The sequence below is a fragment of the Candidatus Burkholderia verschuerenii genome (genome assembly GCF_001189365.1).
In the GTDB taxonomy this organism is placed as follows: domain Bacteria; phylum Pseudomonadota; class Gammaproteobacteria; order Burkholderiales; family Burkholderiaceae; genus Caballeronia; species Caballeronia verschuerenii.
In genome coordinates this window covers 1-20,396 of record NZ_LFJJ01000139.1, presented here as the reverse complement: position 1 = coordinate 20,396, position 20,396 = coordinate 1, and the positions used below count along the sequence as shown (strand labels likewise).

At 62.4% G+C, this 20,396-nt stretch carries 14 protein-coding genes and 2 pseudogenes; 3 read left to right on the top strand and 13 right to left on the bottom strand.

Translation table 11 applies throughout. From position 1 onward, the window contains the following. Positions 1-176: 176 nt before the first annotated feature. The 6 genes and pseudogenes from BVER_RS20345 to BVER_RS20320 all read right to left on the bottom strand — a co-directional run bounded on the left by BVER_RS20345 (position 177) and on the right by BVER_RS20320 (position 5,936). On the bottom strand, positions 177-902 hold the full coding sequence (locus BVER_RS20345) for an amino acid ABC transporter ATP-binding protein (protein ID WP_050454838.1): 726 nt from the start codon (positions 900-902) through the stop codon (positions 177-179). Beyond that, positions 899-1,576 carry a glutamate/aspartate ABC transporter permease GltK gene (gene gltK, locus BVER_RS20340; RefSeq protein ID WP_050454837.1) on the bottom strand — a complete coding sequence of 226 codons (678 nt, stop codon included), beginning with the start codon at positions 1,574-1,576 and terminating at the stop codon, positions 899-901. The genes BVER_RS20345 and gltK overlap by 4 nt, the downstream gene beginning before the upstream one ends. Beyond that, on the bottom strand, positions 1,577-2,317 hold the full coding sequence (locus BVER_RS20335; RefSeq protein WP_050454836.1) for an amino acid ABC transporter permease: 741 nt from the start codon (positions 2,315-2,317) through the stop codon (positions 1,577-1,579). A gap of 68 nt (positions 2,318-2,385) precedes the next feature. Beyond that, the gene (locus tag BVER_RS20330) at positions 2,386-3,279 is read right to left on the bottom strand and encodes a glutamate/aspartate ABC transporter substrate-binding protein (RefSeq protein ID WP_050454835.1); all 894 of its coding nucleotides are present in this window, start codon (positions 3,277-3,279) and stop codon (positions 2,386-2,388) included. A 287-nt stretch (positions 3,280-3,566) separates the two neighbouring features. Beyond that, positions 3,567-4,855, bottom strand: a pseudogene (locus tag BVER_RS20325) (Glu/Leu/Phe/Val family dehydrogenase). A 109-nt stretch (positions 4,856-4,964) separates the two neighbouring features. Beyond that, a pseudogene (locus BVER_RS20320) lies at positions 4,965-5,936 on the bottom strand (LysR family transcriptional regulator). 210 nt (positions 5,937-6,146) lie between these two features. On the opposite strand from BVER_RS20320, the gene BVER_RS20315 reads away from it, so the two are divergent. After that, complete coding sequence (locus BVER_RS20315) at positions 6,147-7,532, top strand: MFS transporter (RefSeq protein ID WP_050454834.1); 1,386 nt, start codon at positions 6,147-6,149, stop codon at positions 7,530-7,532. 6 nt (positions 7,533-7,538) lie between these two features. Here the strand turns inward: BVER_RS20315 and BVER_RS20310 are convergent, their stop codons facing one another. Then, on the bottom strand, positions 7,539-9,425 hold the full coding sequence (locus tag BVER_RS20310) for an ABCB family ABC transporter ATP-binding protein/permease (RefSeq protein WP_050454833.1): 1,887 nt from the start codon (positions 9,423-9,425) through the stop codon (positions 7,539-7,541). A gap of 217 nt (positions 9,426-9,642) precedes the next feature. Here BVER_RS20310 and BVER_RS20305 point away from each other — a divergent pair, with 217 nt between their 5' ends. Continuing rightward, positions 9,643-10,038, top strand: coding sequence for an acyl-CoA thioesterase (locus tag BVER_RS20305; protein WP_050454832.1), 396 nt, complete (start codon positions 9,643-9,645; stop codon positions 10,036-10,038). 21 nt (positions 10,039-10,059) lie between these two features. On the opposite strand, the gene BVER_RS20300 is transcribed toward BVER_RS20305, so the two are convergent. Then, positions 10,060-12,684, bottom strand: a complete 2,625-nt coding sequence (locus tag BVER_RS20300) for a sensor domain-containing protein (RefSeq protein WP_232316686.1) — start codon at positions 12,682-12,684, stop codon at positions 10,060-10,062. Between the two features lie 230 nt (positions 12,685-12,914). Further along, positions 12,915-13,394, bottom strand: coding sequence for a nitrate reductase associated protein (locus tag BVER_RS20295; protein ID WP_050454831.1), 480 nt, complete (start codon positions 13,392-13,394; stop codon positions 12,915-12,917). Positions 13,395-13,597: 203 nt separating this feature from the next. Here BVER_RS20295 and fdhD point away from each other — a divergent pair, with 203 nt between their 5' ends. Beyond that, a complete protein-coding gene (gene fdhD, locus BVER_RS20290) occupies positions 13,598-14,428 on the top strand; it encodes a formate dehydrogenase accessory sulfurtransferase FdhD (protein ID WP_050454830.1) in 831 nt (276 codons plus the stop codon). Positions 14,429-14,438: 10 nt separating this feature from the next. Here the strand turns inward: fdhD and BVER_RS20285 are convergent, their stop codons facing one another. From BVER_RS20285 to BVER_RS20270, 4 genes are read right to left on the bottom strand one after another with little or no spacing between them, the layout of a single operon-like run. Further along, a complete protein-coding gene (locus tag BVER_RS20285; RefSeq protein ID WP_050454849.1) occupies positions 14,439-14,828 on the bottom strand; it encodes a lysozyme inhibitor LprI family protein in 390 nt (129 codons plus the stop codon). A 14-nt stretch (positions 14,829-14,842) separates the two neighbouring features. Continuing rightward, positions 14,843-15,598: an enoyl-CoA hydratase gene (locus tag BVER_RS20280; protein ID WP_050454829.1), complete on the bottom strand. Its 756-nt coding sequence runs from the start codon at positions 15,596-15,598 to the stop codon at positions 14,843-14,845. A 57-nt stretch (positions 15,599-15,655) separates the two neighbouring features. Then, positions 15,656-16,855 carry an acetyl-CoA C-acyltransferase gene (locus BVER_RS20275; protein WP_050454828.1) on the bottom strand — a complete coding sequence of 400 codons (1,200 nt, stop codon included), beginning with the start codon at positions 16,853-16,855 and terminating at the stop codon, positions 15,656-15,658. Positions 16,856-16,875: 20 nt separating this feature from the next. After that, positions 16,876-19,302 (bottom strand): 3-hydroxyacyl-CoA dehydrogenase/enoyl-CoA hydratase family protein, encoded by a 2,427-nt coding sequence (locus tag BVER_RS20270; RefSeq protein WP_050454827.1) that lies wholly within the window; start codon positions 19,300-19,302, stop codon positions 16,876-16,878. Positions 19,303-20,396 lie beyond the last annotated feature (1,094 nt).

The window sequence follows — 20,396 nt, the reverse complement described above, 5'->3', positions numbered from 1 at the left end:
GAAAAGCCAAGAACTCCTTTTTTGACGATCATTCCCGGCTATTTAGGAAAACTCTCCATCACCGGGACACTTACACTCCGTGGAGCAACGCGCCGGAGTCGGCGAGCGCGTACCAAACAAAACGGCCGCTCCAGTAACGGAGCGGCCGTTTCGATCCTGCCGGTTCTACGTCGAACTCAGTGCAGAATCTTCGCCAGAAAGTCCTTCGCGCGATCCGACTTCGGATTGGCAAAGAACGCTTCCTTCTGGTCATCCTCGACGATGATCCCGCGATCCATGAAGATCACGCGATTCGCCACCTTCTTCGCGAAGCCCATTTCGTGCGTCACGCACATCATGGTCATGCCTTCCTGCGCGAGTTCGACCATCACGTCGAGCACTTCGTTGATCATTTCCGGATCGAGCGCGGAGGTCGGTTCGTCGAACAGCATCGCGATCGGGTCCATCGACAACGCGCGCGCGATCGCCACGCGCTGCTGCTGACCGCCCGACAACTGGCCCGGAAACTTGTCGGCGTGCGCGCGCAGGCCGACGCGATCGAGCAGCTTCAGGCCCTTCTGCGTCGCTTCGTCGTTCGAGCGGCCGAGCACCTTCACTTGCGCGAGCGTCAGGTTCTGCGTGATCGACAGATGCGGGAACAGTTCGAAGTGCTGGAACACCATGCCGACCTTCGAGCGCAGCTTCGACAGATTGGTCTTCTTGTCCGTCAGCGACTGGCCGTTGATCGAGATTCCACCCTTCTGGAACGGCTCGAGGCCGTTGACCGTCTTGATCAGCGTCGACTTGCCCGAACCCGACGGGCCGCACACCACGACGACCTCGCCCTTCTTCACTTCGGTCGTGCAGTCCGTCAGCACCTGGAACTGCCCGTACCACTTCGAAACGTTTTTGATAGAGATCATCTTGCGACCTTTTTCTGAAGACTTTTGACCAGTGCCGACGCCACCACGCAGACCACGAAGTAACACGCACCCGCGAACAGGACCATTTCGACGGTCGTGCCGTCGCGGTCGCCGATGTTCGTCGCCGTGCGGAAGAAGTCCGCGAGACTGATGACGTAGACGAGCGACGTGTCCTGAAACAACACGATCGCCTGCGTGAGCAGCAGCGGCACCATCGCGCGGAACGCCTGCGGCAGCACGACGAGTTTCATCGCCTGGCCGTAGGTCATGCCGAGCGCGAACGCCGCGTTCACCTGACCGCGCGAGACCGCCTGAATGCCCGCGCGGATGATTTCCGAATAGTACGCGGCTTCGAAAAGCGAGAACGCGACCATCGCGGAAGCGAGGCGAATGTCGATGTCCGCCGACAAGCCGAGCACGTTCTGCAACAGCTGCGGTACGATCAGGAAGAACCACAGCAGGACCATGACGAGCGGGATCGAGCGGAACACCGTCACGTAGAGGCTGGCGAACCATTGCAGCGGCTTGATGCCCGACAGACGGAACAGCGCGAGCACCGTGCCCCACACGATACCGATGACGATCGCCAGCACCGTGATCTGCAGCGTGATGATGGCGCCGGTCCACAGCGTCGGCAGCGCGCCTGGAATACCGCTCCAGTTGAAATGATGCATTTACTTGCCTCCGATGTAGCCAGGCAGGCGCGTCTTCGCTTCGAGCCAGCGCATCAACTGCATCACGATGAGGTTGATAAGCATGTAAGCGATGGTCACCGCGATGAACGATTCGTACGTCTGCGCCGTGTAGTCGACGAGCTGGCGCGCCTGCGCCGACAAATCGAGCAGACCGATGGTCGAGGCGACCGCCGAGTTCTTGAACACGTTGAGGAATTCCGACGTGAGCGGCGGCACGATGATGCGGTACGCGACCGGCATCAGCACGTAGCGGTACGTCTGCCATTCGGTGAAGCCCATCGCGAGGCCCGCGTTGCGCTGTCCGCGCGGCAGCGCGTTGATGCCCGAGCGCACCTGTTCGCACACGCGCGCGCCGGTGAACAGCCCGAGACAGATGATCGATGACGAATAGAACTGCGCGGTCGGCGGCAATTGCTTGAACCAGTTGCCCATCGACACGGGCAGCAACTCCGGTATCACGAGATACCAGACGAAGAACTGCACGATCAGCGGAATATTGCGGAAGATCGCGACATAGACGGTGCCGATGCCCGCCAGAAAGCGATTCGGGACCGTGCGCAGGATGCCGAACAGGGAGCCGGTAATCAGCGCGATCACCCAGGCGGCAAGCGAGACCGTGATGGTCACCCAGAAGCCGGAGATCAGCCAGCCGAGATACGTCGTCGGTTCGCCGGTCGAAACGGGGCTGAGCAGAATGCCCCAGTTCCAGTTGTAAGACATGGACTCACTCCGAAAAGAAACGGAAGAAGCAAGCTCCTTCCGTTTCGTTCGTTCGATGCGCGAACCGGTTAGTCGATTGCCTTGTCATTCGGGCTCTTGTAGAGAGCCTTGATGTCGTCACTTTCCGGGAAGTTGAGGTTCAGGCCCTTCGGAGGAATCGGGCTTTCGAACCACTTCTTGTAGATCGCATCGGCTTCGCCGGAGGTCTCGACCTTGGCGATGGCGTCGTCCACCACTTTCTTGAACTCGGGGTCGTTCTTGCGCATCATGCAGCCGTACGCTTCATGCGATTGCGGCGCGCCGACGATCACGAAATCGCCCGGGTTGTTCGACTTCGCGCGCTCGCCGGCGAGCAATGCGTCGTCCATCATGAACGCGACCGCGCGGCCGGTCGACAGCGTCAGGAACGACTCGCCGTGGTCCTTCGCGCTGGTGATGTTCATGCCCATGTTCTTTTCCTGATTCATCTTGCGAAGCAGGCGTTCCGAGGTCGTGCCGGCGGTCGTCACGACGGTCTTGCGCTTCAGGTCGGCCCAGTCCTTAACGCCCGAATCCTTCTTGGTCATGAGACGCGTGCCGATCACGAAGATCGTGTTCGAGAAGGCGACTTGCTGCTGACGCTCGGCGTTGTTGGTCGTCGAACCGCATTCGAGGTCGACCGTGCCGTTCTGCACCAGCGGAATACGGTTTTGCGACGTCACCGGCGTGAGCTTGACCTTCACGTTCGGCATATTCAGCTTCTGCTTCACGGCCTCGACGACCTTCAGCGAGAACTCGTGCGAGTAGCCGACGACATTCTGCTTGTCGTCATAGTAAGAAAACGGAATCGACGATTCGCGGTGACCCAGCGAAATAACGCCCGTGTCCTTGATTTTCTTCAGCGTGCCCGCGTCCTGAGCGTAAGCACCCGTTGCAAACATTCCGAGCGCGGCGAGCAGCAGCGCAGCTTTTTTAACCTTCATCTGGTCGATCTCCTATGGCGAAAAGCCGGGCAAGTTTAGCAGGGTAATTATTCTGAAAGAATGATTGTTAACCACACTTCGTCTTATTTTCGAGACGTATAGGTGCAACCTTCTAACAAATTTCCACGAGCCTGCCGAACGGCCGCATGTTAATTGATTTTTCATGCAAATGCGGGCGACATCCCGAAGAATGTCGCCCGCGAACCTCAAAGAATCTCAACGCGGCGCGCCTCCCGCACGCCGCGCGTCCCGCTCCGGTTGCAACGGTTGGGCCGTCGCATCGCCGATCAGGGGTACAGGCCGCGCATTTCGCGCGCCATCAGGCTCCGCGAGCACGCGACGATAAACGCCGCCGTCCGCACGACACCTGTTGTTCGCTCGCCACCTGCCACACGCCCGCGAACGCTTCGCGCATCACGCGCTCCAGACGCTGGTTGATCTCGTCTTCGGTCCAGAAGAAGCTGGAGAAGTCCTGCACCCATTCGAAGTACGACACCGTGACGCCGCCCGCGTTGGCAATGACGTCCGGAATCACGAGCACGCCTTTGTCGGTGAGAATGTCGTCGGCCGCCGTGGTGGTCGGGCCGTTCGCGCCTTCGACGACGATCTTCGTGCGAATCTTCCCCGCGTTCTTCTCGGTGATCTGGTTTTCCAGCGCGGCCGGAATCAGGATGTCGCTTTCGATCATCCAGAACTCGTCGCCCTGCACCGGGTCCGCGCCCGCGAAACCGCCGACGCCGCCCGTCTTCGCGACGTGATCGAGCAGCGCGACCGTATCGATGCCCTTCGAGTTATGCAGCGAGCCGGTGTGATCCTGCACGGCGATCACGCGCGCGCCCGCTTCCTGGAACAGCTTCGCCGCGATACCGCCCACGTTGCCGAAGCCCTGCACCGCGATCCGCGCGCCTTCGATCTCCATGCCGATGCGCCGCGCCGCTTCCGTGCCGACCACGAACACGCCGCGCCCCGTCGCTTCCTTGCGGCCGAGCGAACCGCCCAGCGCGATCGGCTTGCCGGTCACGACGCCGGTCACCGTCTGGCCCTGGTTCATGGAGTAGGTGTCCATCATCCACGCCATGATCTGTTCGTTGGTGTTCACGTCCGGCGCGGGAATGTCCGTATTCGGCCAGATGATGATGCCGATCTCGCTCGTATAACGGCGCGTCAGACGTTCGAGTTCGCCGCGCGAGAGCTTCGCGGATACCGCCTTTCGCGCCGCCGTACGGCACGATCACGGCGGCGTTTTTCACCGACATCCACGCAGACAGCGCCATCACTTCGGAGAGCGTCACATCCTGGTGATAACGCACGCCGCCCTTGCCCGGACCGCGCGACGTGTTGTGTTGTTGTGTTGTACGCGATAGCCTTCGAAATGCGCGACGGTGCCGTTGTCGAGCTCGATCGGGCAATCGACGACGAGAATGCGCTTGGGACGCTTGAGGGTTTCGAGCCAGCGGGAGAGCGAACTGAGATACGGTGCGACGCGATCGACCTGCTTGAGATAGTTGCCCCACGGACCGAGATCGTCGGCGTGAAAATACGAGGGGATGGCATGGTCGAAATTCGGTGAAGACATTGATGCTCCAGCGGTGTGTGGAATGCCGTCATTATCGAAAAACGCCGACTGCAAATCCAATGCCGCTTTTTTATCCCGTTATGCGTTTCGTGCATAACGTCTGCAAGCCTTAGCTGGCGGGCGTTTGCGGCGATGCCTTTAACAATTCTTCACCGACTGCGTCCCAAAGCTCGCGCATCAGGGCCTGACGCGGCTCCTCGCCTTGCGACGCGAGTTTGTCGCGATAGAGTCGGATATCCATCGTCAGCGTGAACTGACCGGCGGGCGTGCCGCGCGTGCCGCGATCGAGCCGGATGAGCCTGCCCTCTTCCACCGCATCCTCGACGGCGCTGTGCGGCAGGAACGCGACGCCGTGTCCGGCGAGCGTCATCGCCTTCAGCCCTTCGGCCATGTCGGTTTCATACACCTTGTCGAGATACAGCCGCACCGGCGATGTCGCGATGATCACTTCGGTCATGCGCCCGAGATATGCATTCGGCGTGTACGAGAGATACGGTACCGGCGCTTCGGCGGTCGCGGGCAGCGTATAGCGCGCGCGTCCGCCCTTCGTCACCGCCGAGAAAGGACTGATCGGTTCGCTGCCTAAAGTCAGCATGTCGTAGCGCGCGGGATCGAGCGCGACGGGATGGCTCGGATGGTGATAACCCATCACGAGATCGCAGCCGCCTTCGACGAGCGACAGCACGGCATCGTGAACATTCAGCGCGCGCAGACGCGTGCGAATACGTCCGAGCCGTGCCTCGATATGTTCGAGCTAGCGCGGAAAGTAAGTCAGCGACAAGGTGTGCGGCACGGCGAATTCGATCGTCGCGGCCGGCACGCCGTTTTGCCCGCGCAACAGCGTGCGCGCTTCGTGGAACTGCGAAAGCATCGCGAGCGCTTGCTCGTAGAAGACTTCGCCGGTTTTCGTCAGCCGCCTCGGATAAACGGAACGGTCGATGAGATCGGTGCCGAGCCATGCTTCCAGCGCCTGAATGCGTCGCGAGAACGCGGGCTGCGTGATGTGCCTCAGTTCAGCCGATCGGCTAAAGCTGCGCGTTTCCGCGAGCGAAACGAAGTCTTCGAGCCATTTGAGTTCCATGTCGGCGAGCGTGTGGCGGTGGAAGAGGCATTTTAAGGCGCGACGCACCAATCGCAGGCAAGCCGCACGCGCGCGGTGCCTCGGCTTCGTCGGCACATGGATGGACAAAACGTTTGCCTTGTCTCATGCGCTTGAGCCGCGCGGAAGCAGCCGATTGGCATAGTGCTTGCAAATTGTCGGACCAGCGTCGACACGCATCCGGAATCCGACATGACCCAACTCATCGCCTCACTCAAGAGCGGCAACTGGCGCTCGCTGATCGCCTGCTTTCTTTATTTCGATACCGGCTTCACGGTCTGGGTGCTGTACGGGCCGCTCGCGGCGTTCATCGGCCGCGATGTGACGATGACTGTCGCGCAGCAGGGATTTCTCGTCGCGGTGCCGGTGCTGGCGGCGGCGATCCTGCGCGTGACGCTCGGCAATCTCTATCAGTCGACGGACGGACGTCGCGTCGCGCTGATGGGCGTGATCCTCTCGGCGATTCCATCCGTCGTGCTGCCGATGATGACCGGCGTGCCGTCGTATCCGCTGCTGCTGGTGCTCGGCGTGTTCCTCGGCATGGGCGGCGCGAGTTTCGCCGTCGCGTTGCCGATGGCGGGCAGCAGCTATCCACCGAAGGTGCAAGGGCTGGTGCTCGGGCTGGCCGCCGCGGGCAACATCGGCGCGGTGCTCGACGGCTTCCTGTTTCCCCATCTCGCCGATGCTTTCGGCTGGCAGCGCGCAACCGCCGCCGCGCTGCCGCTGCTCGCGATCACGGGCGTCGCGTTGTACGCGTGGGCATCGGATGCGGGCGAGAAATCCGGCAGCACGATGCGCGCGTTGTCGAGCTTCGTCGTGACGCTCGTGAGTCTCGTCGTGCTGGTGCTCGCGGTTTACGGCGGCGTGTTCGGCGCGGGCAAGGCGGGCGTGTTGCTGCTGCCGGTGATCGGCGCGCTGATCGCCATCGCGGTGTTGCCGGGACGATATCGCGCGGTGCTCAGGGAGCGCGATACGTGGATCATCATGCTGATCTACAGCATCACGTTCGGCGGGTTCGTCGGCATGTCGTCGTATGTGACGCTGCTGCTGACCTCGCTCTATCAGATGCCGAAGCTCGAAGCCGGTCTGTTCATGTCGCTGCTGGCGTTTATCGGCGCGATCGTGCGGCCGTTCGGCGGCTATGTCGCGGATCGCGTGACGGGCGTGCGTTCGCTGCTCGTGCTGCTCGCGGTGATCGCCGCCGGCGATTTCGCTTTCGCCATCTGGATGCCGCCGGTCGCAGGCGGGCTGGCGATCCTCGTGTGTCTGTATATCGCGTTCGGACTCGGCAACGGCTCGACGTTTCAGCTCGTGCCGCATCGCTGGAAGGGGAAGACGGGGCTGCTATCGGGGATCGTCGGCGCGGCGGGCGGGATCGGTGGGTTTTATCTGCCGGTGATCATGGGCATCGCCAAGGAAAGCACGGGCAGTTATCAGATGGGCTTCGCCACCTTCGGCGTGCTGGCGACCTGCGCGTTCGGCGCATTGCTGATGCTGCGCGGACAGTGGCTGCGCTGGGCCGCAATGCCCACGCAAGCGCATGGCGTCGCGATGGGCGGCGCGCATGCGATGGAGTGAGTGCGCTTAGCGGCCCAGCGTCAGGGTATCGAGCGCCGCATCGCTCGCCGCTTCCCCGCCCCGCTGCTGCTGCAACGCCCACATCTGCGAGAACAATCCACCCGCCGCCAGCAACTGCGCAAACGTCCCGCGCTCGACGATGCGCCCGTGATCCATCACGATGATCTGCTCCGCGTGCACGACCGTCGACAGCCGATGCGCGATGATCAGCGTCGTCCTGTCCTGCGCGATCGAATCGAGTTCGCGCTGGATGGCGCGTTCGGACTTCGAATCGAGCGCGGACGTCGCTTCGTCGAAGATCAGGATCGGCGGATTCTTCAGCAGCGTGCGCGCGATCGCCACGCGCTGTTTTTCGCCGCCTGACAACTTAAGCCCGCGCTCGCCGACCGGCGTGTCGTAACCCGCCGGCAGCGCTTCGATGAAATCGTGGATATGCGCCGCCTGCGCCGCCGCGATCACTTCCTCGCGGCTCGCCGACGGCCGTCCGTAGGCGATGTTGTAATAGATCGAATCGTTGAACAGCACCGTATCTTGCGGCACGATGCCGATCGCCGCGCGCAGCGAATCCTGCGTCACGTCGCGGATATCCTGCCCGTCGATGGCGATGCGCCCCGCGCCCGCGCGAGGCAAATCGTAGAAGCGGAACAGCAGACGCCCGAGCGTCGACTTGCCCGAGCCGCTATGCCCGACGACCGCCGTCGTGGTGCCGGCGGGAATCGTGAAGTCCACACCGTGCAGAATCTGCCGCGCCGGTTCGTAGGCGAAATCCACGTTCTCGAAACGCACCGCGCCGCCGTTCACCGCCAGCGGCTGCGCGTTCGGCGCATCGGGCACTTCGCGGCCCGCGCCGAGCAGCGTGAACATGCGGTCCATGTCGGTCAGCGCCTGCTTCAGTTCGCGATACACCACGCCCAGAAAATTCAGCGGGATATAAAGCTGCAACATGAACGTGTTGATCAGCACGAGATCGCCGAGCGTGAGATGTCCCGCCATCACGCCCTGCGTCGCGCGCCACAGGATGAACACCAGTCCCGTGCCGATGATCGTCTGCTGGCCGAAGTTGAGCATCGACAGCGAGCGCTGCGACTTGATCGCGGCCGCGCGATATCGCTGCAAGTTCTCGTCGTAACGGCGCGCTTCCCATTCCTCGTTGCCGAAGTACTTCACCGTCTCGTAGTTGAGCAGCGAGTCGATCGCGCGCGAATTCGCCTTGGAATCGAGGTCGTTCATCGTGCGGCGATAATGCGTGCGCCACTCCGTCACCTTCACCGTGAACACGATGTACGTGACCAGCGCGATGCCCGTGACGATCGCGTAATACGCCTCGTACTTCGTCACGAAGAACGCCATCACGAGTCCGACTTCGACCAGCGTCGGCAGAATGCTGTAGAGCGAATACGACACGAGTTGCTGAATGCCGCGCGTGCCGCGTTCGATATCGCGCGACATGCCGCCGGTCTGCCGCTCCAGATGAAACCGCAGCGACAGCGAATGCAGATGCCGGAACACCTTCAGCGCGAGTTGCCGCACGGCGCTTTCCGTCACTTTCGAAAACAGCAGTTCGCGCAATTCGGTGAACAGCGACGTCGACAGCCGCACGCCCGCATACGCGACCACCAGCAAGCCAACGCCGCCGATCAGCACGACGCCCGGCGCATCGTGCGCGCGGCCGAACGCGGTCAGATGCTGCACCGACGACAAACTGTCGACGATATGCTTCATCACGATCGGCACGCCCAGATTGGCGACCTTCGCGCCGATCAGGCACGTCAGCGCGAACGCGACGCGCCACTTGTACGTGGTGAGATAGGGCAGCAGCGAGCGGATTGTCTGCCAGTCGTTGCGTGAGCCCTGAGCGGGCAAGCCGGGCTCGTGGGTGGGGGAACGGCGCATGTCGTTATCGTGGGGCGCGCCGCGCGAGCGGCGTTCGGGAGGACGTTTTTATCGTCGATCAGGGCGCACGTCGGGCGCGTGCTTTCCCGTACAATTTGCTGCATGCCCGCGCGCGGGTGCGCTGTCGGGACGACTCATAAATAAGCATTGTCGCAGAAGGTTCAAGGCCCCGCTCGCGGCCTTCCCCCGCTGCCGCGATGCGAACCGGAACGCTTCCATGCCCAACGAATCCAGTCTCCCCCAGAAGCCGGTCGCGCTGCGCGTCGTCCCGCAGCCGTCCGATGCCAACGTCCACGGCGACGTGTTCGGCGGATGGATCATGGCGCAGGTGGATATCGCCGGCTCCATTCCGGCCAGCCGCCGCGCCAATGGCCGCGTCGCGACCGTGGCGGTCAACTCGTTTCTCTTCAAGCATCCGGTGTTCGTCGGCGATCTGCTGAGTTTCTACGCGGATATCACCAAGACAGGCAACACGTCAGTCACCGTGTCCGTCGAAGTGTGGGCGCAGCGCATGCGCCTGCAGGACGAAGTCGTCAAGGTGACGGAGGCGACGCTCACCTACGTCGCGACCGATCACGACCGCCGTCCGCGCGCGCTGCCGGCCATCGACTGAAGCCGGGCCTCTGAAATCGCGTCAGTTCGGCAGCACGCCTTGTTGCAATAGCATCGGAATAGCGTCGCGCGGCATCGGGCGCGAGAAGTAGAAGCCCTGCATTTCGTCGCAATCGCGTTCGCGCAGGAATTCGTGCTGCGCGGACGTTTCCACGCCTTCCGCGATCACCTGCATTTCGAGCGAGTGCGCCAGCGCGATGATCGCCGAGGTGATGGTTTCGTCGTCGTCGCACGAACCGATATCCGCGACGAACGAGCGGTCGATCTTCAGCCGATGCACCGGAAAGCGCTTCAGATACGACAGGCTCGAATAACCGGTGCCGAAGTCGTCGATCGCGATGCCGATGCCGAGCGACGACAGTTCCTCCAGCATCGACACGGCTTCTTCCGCGTTGCGCATGATCGCGCTTTCGGTCAGTTCGAGTTCGAGGAAACGCGGCTCGAGCCCGGTTTCGTCAAGTACGGAAGTCACGAGCGACGCGATATCGCGCTGCTGAAAATGCCGCGCCGAAAGATTCACCGACACGCGCGCCGCCGGCAAGCCCGCATCCTGCCACGCCTTGTTCTGACGGCACGCCTCGCGCAACACCCATTCCGACAGCGGCCCGATCAACCCGCTTTCCTCCGCGACCGGAATGAACGACGCCGGCGACACCAGCCCCTGCTCCGGATCGTGCCAGCGCACCAGCGCCTCGACACCGACAATCTGCCGCGACGCCATATCGACCTGCGGCTGATAGTGCAGCAGGAATTCGCCGTCGCGCAGCGCGCGCCGCAGACGCCGTTCGAGATTCATGCGCGCGCCGACCGTCGCGTTCATCTCCGGCTGATAGAACTGATAGTTGTTGCGGCCCATGTCCTTCGCGCGATACATCGCGAGATCGGCCTTCTTCATGATGGTTTCGGCATCGTCGCCGTCCTGCAGGAACAGGCTCGCGCCCATGCTGCAGCCGACGTACAACTCGGTGTCGTCGATCATCACCGGTTCGGAGATGGCCGCGCGCGTGCGTTCCATCCACGCGATCAGACCGGCTTCGTCGGTGAGATCGGGCAGCACGATCACGAATTCGTCGCCGCCGTGACGCGCGACCGTGTCGCTGGTGCGCGCCGAGCGCGCGAGCCGTTCCGCGATCACCGCGAGCAGTCGATCGCCGACGCTGTGTCCGAGGCTATCGTTGACGTTCTTGAAACCGTCGAGGTCCATGAACACGACGGCGATCCGCGATTCGCGGCGGCGCGCGGTTTCGATCGCGTGCTGCAGGCGGTCGCGCAGCAGATTGCGGTTCGGCAGACGCGTGAGGCCGTCGTAGTTCGCCTGATATTCGAGCTGCTCCTGATAGTTCATCAGGTCGGTCACGTCGTTGACGATGCCGATGTGATGCGTGGTCAAACCCTGCGCGTTCGGCACAGGCGCGACGAACAGCTGATTCCAGAACAGCGCGCCGTCCTTGCGATAGTTCCGCACCACGACGCTCGTCTCCAGATTCGACGAAAGCGCGCGGCGGATCGACGACAGCCCTTCCTGCGCGCCGTCGTCGCCATGCAGGAAACGGCAGTCGCACCCGATCACTTCGCTCGGTTCGTAACCGGTAATGCGCCTGAACGCCGGATTCGCATACTCGATGATGTTCGCGCCGTTCACGACGCCGGTGATCAGAATCGCGTTCACGCTGGCATCGAGCGCGCGGCTTTGCAGACGCAGCGCGAGTTCGGCGCGCTTGTTGTCGGTGATGTCGTGATACGAATCGAGCACGCCGATGATCTGGCCTTCGCCGTCCATCAGCGGCATCTTGCTGGTGACGACCGTGCGCAGCGTGTCGCCCATGACGATATCGCGCTCGTAATGCATCTTCGGCACGGTGGTGCTCATCACCTCTTCGTCGTCGGCGCGCACGACGCCAGCGAGCGCATGCCACGGCAAATCGTGATCGGTCCGGCCGATGACCTGCTCGTTGTACGCGAGACCGGCATCGCGCGAAAAGGCGTTGTTGCAGCCGAGATAACGCGACTCGCGATTCTTCCAGAACACGCGCTGCGGAATATTGTCGATGACCGCTTCGAGCATTTCGTTCGAGCGGCGCGCTTCGGCTTCCGCGTTGATGCGGTCGGTCACGTCGTTGGCGAGCATGAAGATGCCCGGCCGATTCGCATGCGTCAGCGCGTGATGCGACACGTCCGCGCTGATCGCCGCGCCATCCTTGCCGCGATAACGCCACACGCCCGCCGAGCCGCGTCGTTCGTTGCGCGCGAGCCGCGCGGCGAAGCTGTCGAAGTCGTCGGCGAAGTGCAGATCGGAGAGCGTCATCGCCATGAATTCCGACTCGCTATATCCGTAATGCTCGACGGCCGCCGGATTCACCGCGACGAAGCGCATGCTCTCGCGATCGACGATCCACATTGGCACGGGATGCGCTTCGAACATGCCGCGCAGCCGTTCGTCGGCTTTCGGCTGGCGCGCCGCGATGCCCGCAACATCGCGCGGCGTGCGTTCGGTGCGCACGAAACCGCGCAGCAACATGCCGGCGGCGATCAGCGCGAGTATCGGCGGCACGAACGACTGTCCCGACGCGACCAACGCCTGACTGCCGAGCGCGGCAAGCGCGACGGCGATATTGACGAGCAAATGCCCGGTGTTGAAACGGGTCATGCGACGGCTGATCCCTTTGGCTCGTGCGGATGCGCGTCGGATGCGTCATCGCAAGCACGCGTCCACGCTGAAGGCGTGGAATGGCACGAGCGTCCGCTCCACGATCATTGGATATCGCCGATATCGGCAATGCGCGCGCGGGCTTTAGGGTTAGCGGGGGTCGAGCGACAAATAAACTGAGGAAAGCGCACGCATAACGTTTGCGTGCGCTCGGGTGACCGCGCCGTTCGTTATTCGGTCAGGCCGAATTCGCGCATGGCGGGCAGAAAATCGTGATTGGCTTTATCGGTGTTGCGCGACAGTTTGGCGAGGGCGTAACGCTGAAAGCGTTCGAGTTCCACCCATTTCGACAGACTCGGCGAACTCACGCCGCACAGACTGCTTTGACGAATCACCGTTTCGGGCACGGCGTCGGCGTGCGCCCAGACGGGATCGGTGTCGCGTTCGACTTGTTCGGGCACGGCGTTCGCGTACGTCTTGAGCATTTCGGCGAGCGCGAGATCGAAGTTCTTTTCGAGACCGGCTTCATCGTCGATCGGAAAGCGCGCGAGCAGCACGCGATCGTCGTAAGGCAGCATCTGCCATTGTTCGAGCGAGATGCGCAGACCGAAGCGGTCGAGATTGAAACGCACCGCGAGCGGAATGAAGCGCAGATTGTCCGAGGATTCGACCTCGAACCCGAAAAGACGAGCGGTGTCGTAAAGTCCCATGGCGATAGCCTCGTTGGATTGACGGCGCGCCGGCGCGAGGCGGCCGCATAAGTTATCGTAGATATCTTGTTTTTGTATTCAGATCCAACCCTTGGGCGAAGAGCTGCTGCATGCGTGAGAGCACATGCAGCATGGGGTGACAGCAAGCAACATACCCAGACTTTACCCGAAGTCCTGCGGATAAAAAGCGGTAAGGAGCACAGATGGAGAACCCTCTCGAAACGGACGATCAACCCGGTTATGTCGAGCGTCAGGTGCGCAGACATCGTAAGGGAGAGACGTCGATCGCGACGGATAACGTCGGGCAGGAATGGCCGGTCGCGCTGGTTTTCAACGACATCTCGCACGCGGTGATGATGTGCACGCCGCGCGATCTCGAAGCGTTCGCGGTGGGTTTCTCGCTGACCGAAGGCATCGTCGAGCGCGGCAGCGATATCCACGATATCGAGGTGTATTACCGCGATGACGGCATCGCGCTGCCGCATGCCGAAGTGCATCTGCAAGTCGTGCAGCAGGCGTTCATGGCCCTGAAGGACAAGCGTCGCGCGCTCGCCGGACGCACCGGCTGCGGCGTGTGCGGAATCGAAAGTATCGATCTGCTGGATCTTCAGCCCGAGCGCGTGCCGGATACCGGCTTTCTTTCGACGCTCGCGCCGGATGCGATCGAACGCGCATCGCGCGAGTTGCACGCGCATCAGACACTCACGAAACTGACGGGCGGCTTGCATGCCGCCGCGTGGTGTGACGAAAGCGGCGCAGTGCGTTACGCGTTCGAGGACGTGGGACGTCACAATGCGCTGGACAAGCTGATCGGCAATCTCGTGCTGCAACGCGAAGACACGACGCAAGGCTTCGTGTTTCTCTCCAGCCGCGCGAGTTACGAACTCGTGCGCAAGTCGGCGCGTCTGGGCATTCCGATGATCGCGACCATCTCCGCGCCGACCTCGCTCGCCATCGCCATCGCGAAGCAGGCGGGCTTGCGGCTCGTCAGCTTCGCGCGGGAGAACAGCTTCGTGGAGTACGACGTGGAGTGAAACGCGCCGGTCACTGACCGCCGCAGCCGATAATATCGCCTTCCTGGCAATGCATTTGCGCATCGAGCCGTTTGGTCTGCGCCTTCGTCAGGTCTTCGACGCACATTGCCTGAATCATCGAGTGGATGCTGCCGTCGCGCGAACCCATCGAGTCGAATTCGCATTGCGCGTCGCGCCAGGCGAGCCACGCGCGCTGCGTCTTCTTCAACTGCTCGGCGCCGTCCTTGCTGATTTTGGCGGCGAGCGTCCGATAGGTTTCGTTGAGCTTCTGGTCGGCCGCTTTCAGGCTCTTGCCGACGCATTCGTTCATCGCCGTTTGCGTGGGCGCGTTCGAGCAATCCGGCTGGGCCGCCCAGGTCGACGCGCTGACGCACAACAACGCCACGAGAGTCAGACGCATGCGATATCGCTCCATCAGTCGAACTTCGTGAAATCCGGCTTGCGCTTCTCGAAGAACGCCGTCATGGCTTCGGGCGCCTTGAGCATGTGCGTGAAGTGCCCGGCTTCCTCGTCCATGCGCGATGCCACTTCGTTCGCCGATGCCGCTTTCATCAGCGACTTCGTCACGCGCAGCGACGAACTCGGCAGCGCGGCGAGCTTGCGCGCCTTGCTCATCGCGTAGGCGTCGAGTTCGGCGGCATCGATCTGGCCGTTCACGAAGCCCATGCCGATCGCTTCGTTGACGTCGAACGCCTCGCCGAGCAGCAGCTTTTCCGCCGCGCGCTGATAACCGGCAATCTGCGGCAACAACAGGCTCGAGGCCGCTTCCGGACACACGCCCAATTGCGCGAACGGCAGCGAGAACTTCGCGGTCGCGCTTGCGTAGACGATGTCGCAATGCAGAAGCATCGTCGTGCCGATGCCCACCGCGATGCCCGGCACGGCAGCGACGATCGGCTTCGGAAACACGCTGATGCGCCTGAGGAACTGCGACACCAGCGAATCCAGACCGGAAAGCGGATGGTTCAGAAAATCGTCGAGATCGTTGCCCGCGCTGAAACTGCCGCCGTTGGCGCGCAGCAGCACCACGCGCACGGCGGCGTCTTTCTCGGCTTCGTACAAACCGTCGGCCATTTCCTGATACATCGCCGATGTGATCGCGTTCTTCTTCTCCGGACGATTGAGCACGATGCTCAATACGCCGTCGGCGCGCTCGATCAGAATATCCATTCGCTGTCTCCTTGTTGGGCCGCCCACGCGCACGATCCGCGCGCGGGCGCTCTGCTTTTACAGACGTTCGATGATACCCGCCGCGCCCATGCCGGTGCCGACGCACATCGTCACCATGCCGTATTTCAGATTACGCCTGCGCAGACCGTGAACGACGGTCGCCGCGCGCATCGCGCCGGTCGCGCCGAGCGGATGGCCGAGCGCGATCGCGCCGCCGAGCGGGTTGACCTTCGACGTATCGAGCCCGAGATCCTGAATCACCGCGAGCGATTGCGCCGCCAACGCTTCGTTCAGCTCGATCCAGTCGATGTCGTCCTGCTTGAGACCGGCGGCCTTCAGCGCGGCGGGAATCGCTTCCTTCGGCCCGATGCCCATGATCTCCGGCGGCACGCCGCGCACCGCGAAACTCACGAAGCGCGCGAGCGGCGTCAGGTTGAACTGCTTGAGCACCTTTTCCGACACGACGATCAGCGCGCCCGCCCCGTCCGATGTCTGCGAACTGTTGCCGGCCGTCACCGAGCCCTTGTTCGCGAACACGGGACGCAGTTTGGCGAGCGCTTCCATCGTCGTGCCGCCGCGCGGGCCTTCGTCCAGCGCGACTTCATGGCTGTTCACGCGCACTTCGCCCGAGGCGAGATCCGGGAAGCGTTCGTTCAGCGTGTAGGCGCAGATTTCATCGGCGAATTCGCCTGCGGCCTGCGCGGCCAGTGCGCGGCGATGCGATTCCACCGCGAACGCGTCCTGTGCCTCGCGGCTCACCTTCCATCGCTCGGCCACGCGTTCCGCCGTCAGACCCATGCCGTACGCGATCCCGACATCCTCGTTGCGATTGAAGATATGCGGCGACAGCGACGGCTTGTTGCCCATCATCGGCACCATGCTCATGGATTCGCAGCCACCCGCGATCATCGCTTCCGCTTCGCCGACGCGGATGCGATCCGCCGCCATCGCCAGTGCCGTGAGGCCCGATGCGCAGAAGCGGTTCACCGTCACGCCGCCGACCGTGTTCGGCAGACCGGCGAGCAACGCGCCGATGCGCGCGACGTTCAGCCCTTGCTCGGCTTCGGGAATCGCGCAGCCGACGATGGCGTCTTCGATCACGCCCGTGTCGAGTCCCGGCACTTGCGCGACGGCGGACTTGATCGCGTGGACCAGCAGTTCGTCCGGGCGCGTGTTCTTGAACACGCCGCGCGGCGCTCGGCCGATCGGCGTGCGGCTCGCGGCGATGATGTATGCGTCTTGAAGTTGTTTGCTCATTTATCCGTTCTCCGCATGCCTTAGTTACGAACCGGCTTGCCGGTCTGCAACATGCCCATGATCCGCTCCTGCGTCTTCTGCGTGCCGAGCAGGTCGACGAACGCGCGACGCTCCAGCGCCAGCAACCATTCCTCGTCAACGACACTGCCCGCTTCGACTTCGCCGCCGCACATTGCTTCGGCGATACGGCCCGCGATCAGATAATCGTGCTCGCTGATGAAGTGGCCATCGCGCATATTGACGAGCGACGCCTTGATCGTCGAAATCGCCGAGCGGCCCGCGACCGGAATCGCCTTCATGCGCAGCGGCGGGCGATAACCGGTGTCGGCGAGCGCGCGCGCTTCCTTCTTCGCGATATCGAGCAGTTCATGCACGTTGAAGACGATCGTGTCGGAGGGCTTCAGATAACCCATCGCGCGCGCTTCGAAGGCGGACGCGGAGACTTTCGCCATCGCCGCGTTTTCGAAGGACTTTTGCAGGAACTTGAGCAGGTCGTTCGTCGCGTTCACGGCGCTCGCGGCTTCAACTGCACGCAGCGCGGCTTCTTTCAAGCCGCCGCCCGCCGGCACCAGACCGACGCCGATCTCGACCAGACCGAGATAGCTTTCGACATGCGCGACGCGCTTCGTCGAATGCAGCAGCAATTCGCAGCCGCCGCCCAGCGCGATGCCCGAAACCGCCGACACCACCGGCACGTTCGCGTGCTTCAAACGCAGCATCGTGTCCTGGAACTTCTTCACGAACGGCTCGATGCCCTTTGCGCCGCCCATCATGAACGCGGGCATCGCTTCTTCGAGATTCGCGCCTGCCGAGAACGGACCGCCCGGCGCGCCGAGTTTCAGCGACGTCGGCTGCCAGATCACGACGCCGCGATAGTCCTTCTCGGCGAGATCGATCGCTTGCGCGAGTCCGTCGAGCACGCCCGGGCCGATCGTGTTCATCTTCGACTTGAACGAGACGATCACGATGTCGCTCTGCTCGCTGTCGAGCCACGCGCGAACGTGTTCCGTCTCGAACAGCGTCTTGCCGAACGTCTTCGGATCCGCGCCCGTTTCACCGATCAGCGGCGCGCGGAACACTTGCTTTGCGTAGACCGGCAAGGTCGAGCGCGGCACGAAGCGGCGTTCGGCGGGCGACCACGATCCTTCGTTCGTATGCACGCCCTTTTCCGCGACGGGACCGTCGAGCACCCACGCGGGCAGCGGTGCGCTGGACAGCGCCTTCCCCGCGTCGATATCTTCCTGCACCCACTTCGCGATCTGCTGCCAGCCGGCGGCTTGCCAGCTTTCGAACGGACCTTCGTTCCAGCCGAAACCCCAGCGGATGGCGAGATCGACATCGCGCGCGTTATCCGCGATCGATTCCAGATGCACCGCAATGTAATGGAACACATCGCGGAAGATCGCCCACAGGAATTGCGCCTGCTTGTTGTCCGTTTCGCGCAGCAGCTTGAAGCGCTCGGCGGGCGGACGCTTCAGAATGCGGCCGATCAGTTCCTCGGCCTTCGCGCCGCCGTCGACGTATTGCGCCGTCTTCGGATCGAGCACCTTGATCGCACGGCCATCCTTGCGATAGAAGCCCGCGCCGGTCTTCTGGCCGAGCGCGCCGTTCTTCACCAGCGCGTCCAGCACGGGCGGCGTCTTGTAGACGGAGAAGAAGGGATCGTCGGGCAGGTTGTCCTGCATCGTCTTGATGACGTGCGCCATCGTGTCGAGGCCGACGACATCCGCCGTGCGGAAGGTCGCGGACTTCGCGCGGCCGAGGCGCGCGCCGGTGAGATCGTCGACTTCATCGAAGCGCAGGCCGAATTTTTCCGCTTCGGCGATGACGGCGAGAATCGAGAACACGCCGACGCGATTCGCAATGAAGTTCGGCGTGTCCTTCGCGCGCACGACGCCTTTCCCGATCACGCTCGTCAGGAACGTTTCGAGTTGATCGAGGATGTCCGGTTTCGTCGATGCGGTCGGGATCAGCTCGACCAGATGCATGTAGCGCGGCGGATTGAAGAAGTGCACGCCGCAGAAACGCGCTTTCAGTTCATCGGAGAAACCGTTCGAGAGTTCGGTGATCGACAGGCCCGACGTGTTGCTCGCGAAGATCGCCTGCGGCGCGATGTGCGGGGAGACCTTTTTGTAGAGATCGTGCTTCCAGTCCATCCGTTCGGCGATGGCTTCGATGACCAGATCGCAGTCTTTCAGCTTCGCGATGTCGTCGTCGTAGTTCGCCGGCTCGATGTATTGCGCGTCTTCCTTGATGCCTAGCGGCGCTGGCGAGAGCTTCTTCAGATTCTCTATCGCCTTCAGCGCGATGGCGTTCTTCGGGCCTTCTTTCGCCGGAAGATCGAAGAGCATGACAGGGACGCGGGCGTTGATCAGATGGGCGGCGATTTGTGCGCCCATTACGCCTGCGCCCAGGACGGCGACCTTCTTGATGTTCAGAGTACTCACTTTGCGAGGGCTCCTTGTTTTGGATTTACGGGTTGTTTTTTTTTGTTGCTGACGCTTTGGTTGTTGTTGCGCGGATTTTTTAACTCGGGTTGGTTGTGGTGCTGTTGGCGTGCTTTTTTTTTTGCAGTAGCCGCCTTCCCGGCGGGGGGGTCACTTTCTTTGCGGCGGCAAAGAAAGTGACCAAAGAAAGTCGCTTGTCCGATCCTAAGCACCTTCTTGGGCGGCCCCGGCACAGAACTAGAGACTTGGCACAGCAGTAGCGAGTGCCCTCATGCCGTGGTTCCCGGCCGGGTTCCCATGCGATCCGTTCTCTCTCGCCTATTACGGTATCGGTCCCCTTCGGCTTACTCCGGCCTCGCTCCGCGGCCGGTTTAGGGCCGTTTAGGCAACCGGCAGGGAATCACCGAAACGATCTCGAATGCGGCATCGGTTTCTTCGCTATTCGGCCCTACCTCGGTTCGCGCTTCGACGGAAATTCAGCCACCTCGAACGTTTAAGATCAGCCGCGTCGCGTGCGTGACGCACGTACACCCCACATCTCGGCTGCGCCTCCTTGCATTCCAATCCTGTGTTGCCTTGCATTGCCCGATCCCTGCGTTGCGTGGCCCTGCCCAAACCTTGCGTTGCCTTACCCGCTCCTGCTTTGCGTAGTCTTGGCCGCCCTTGCTTCGCTTGGCCTTGCCCAACCTCTGCTTTGCGTTATCTGTCCGCCTCCGCGTTCCTTTGCCCTGCCGAGCCTTACGTTGTGTGGGCGTGTGGGTTCATTGGAGCACTGATCGAGGTAGGGCCGAATAACGAAGAAGCCGGCGCCGCGTTCGAGGTCGTTTCGCTAATCACCTGCCGGTGGCCCAAACGGCCCTAAACCGGCCGCGCAGCGAGGCCGGAGTAAGCCGAAGGGGACCGATACCATGTCATTCGAGAGACGACTGATCGCATGGGAACCAGTCCGCGATCCTTCCGTAAGAAAACTCGCTACTGCTGTGCCAAGTCTAAATTCCTGTGCCGCGGCCGCTCAAGAAGGTGCTTAGGATCGGCCAGCGGCTTTCTTTGGTTACTTTCTTTGCCGCCGCAAAGAAAGTGACCCCTCCGCCGGG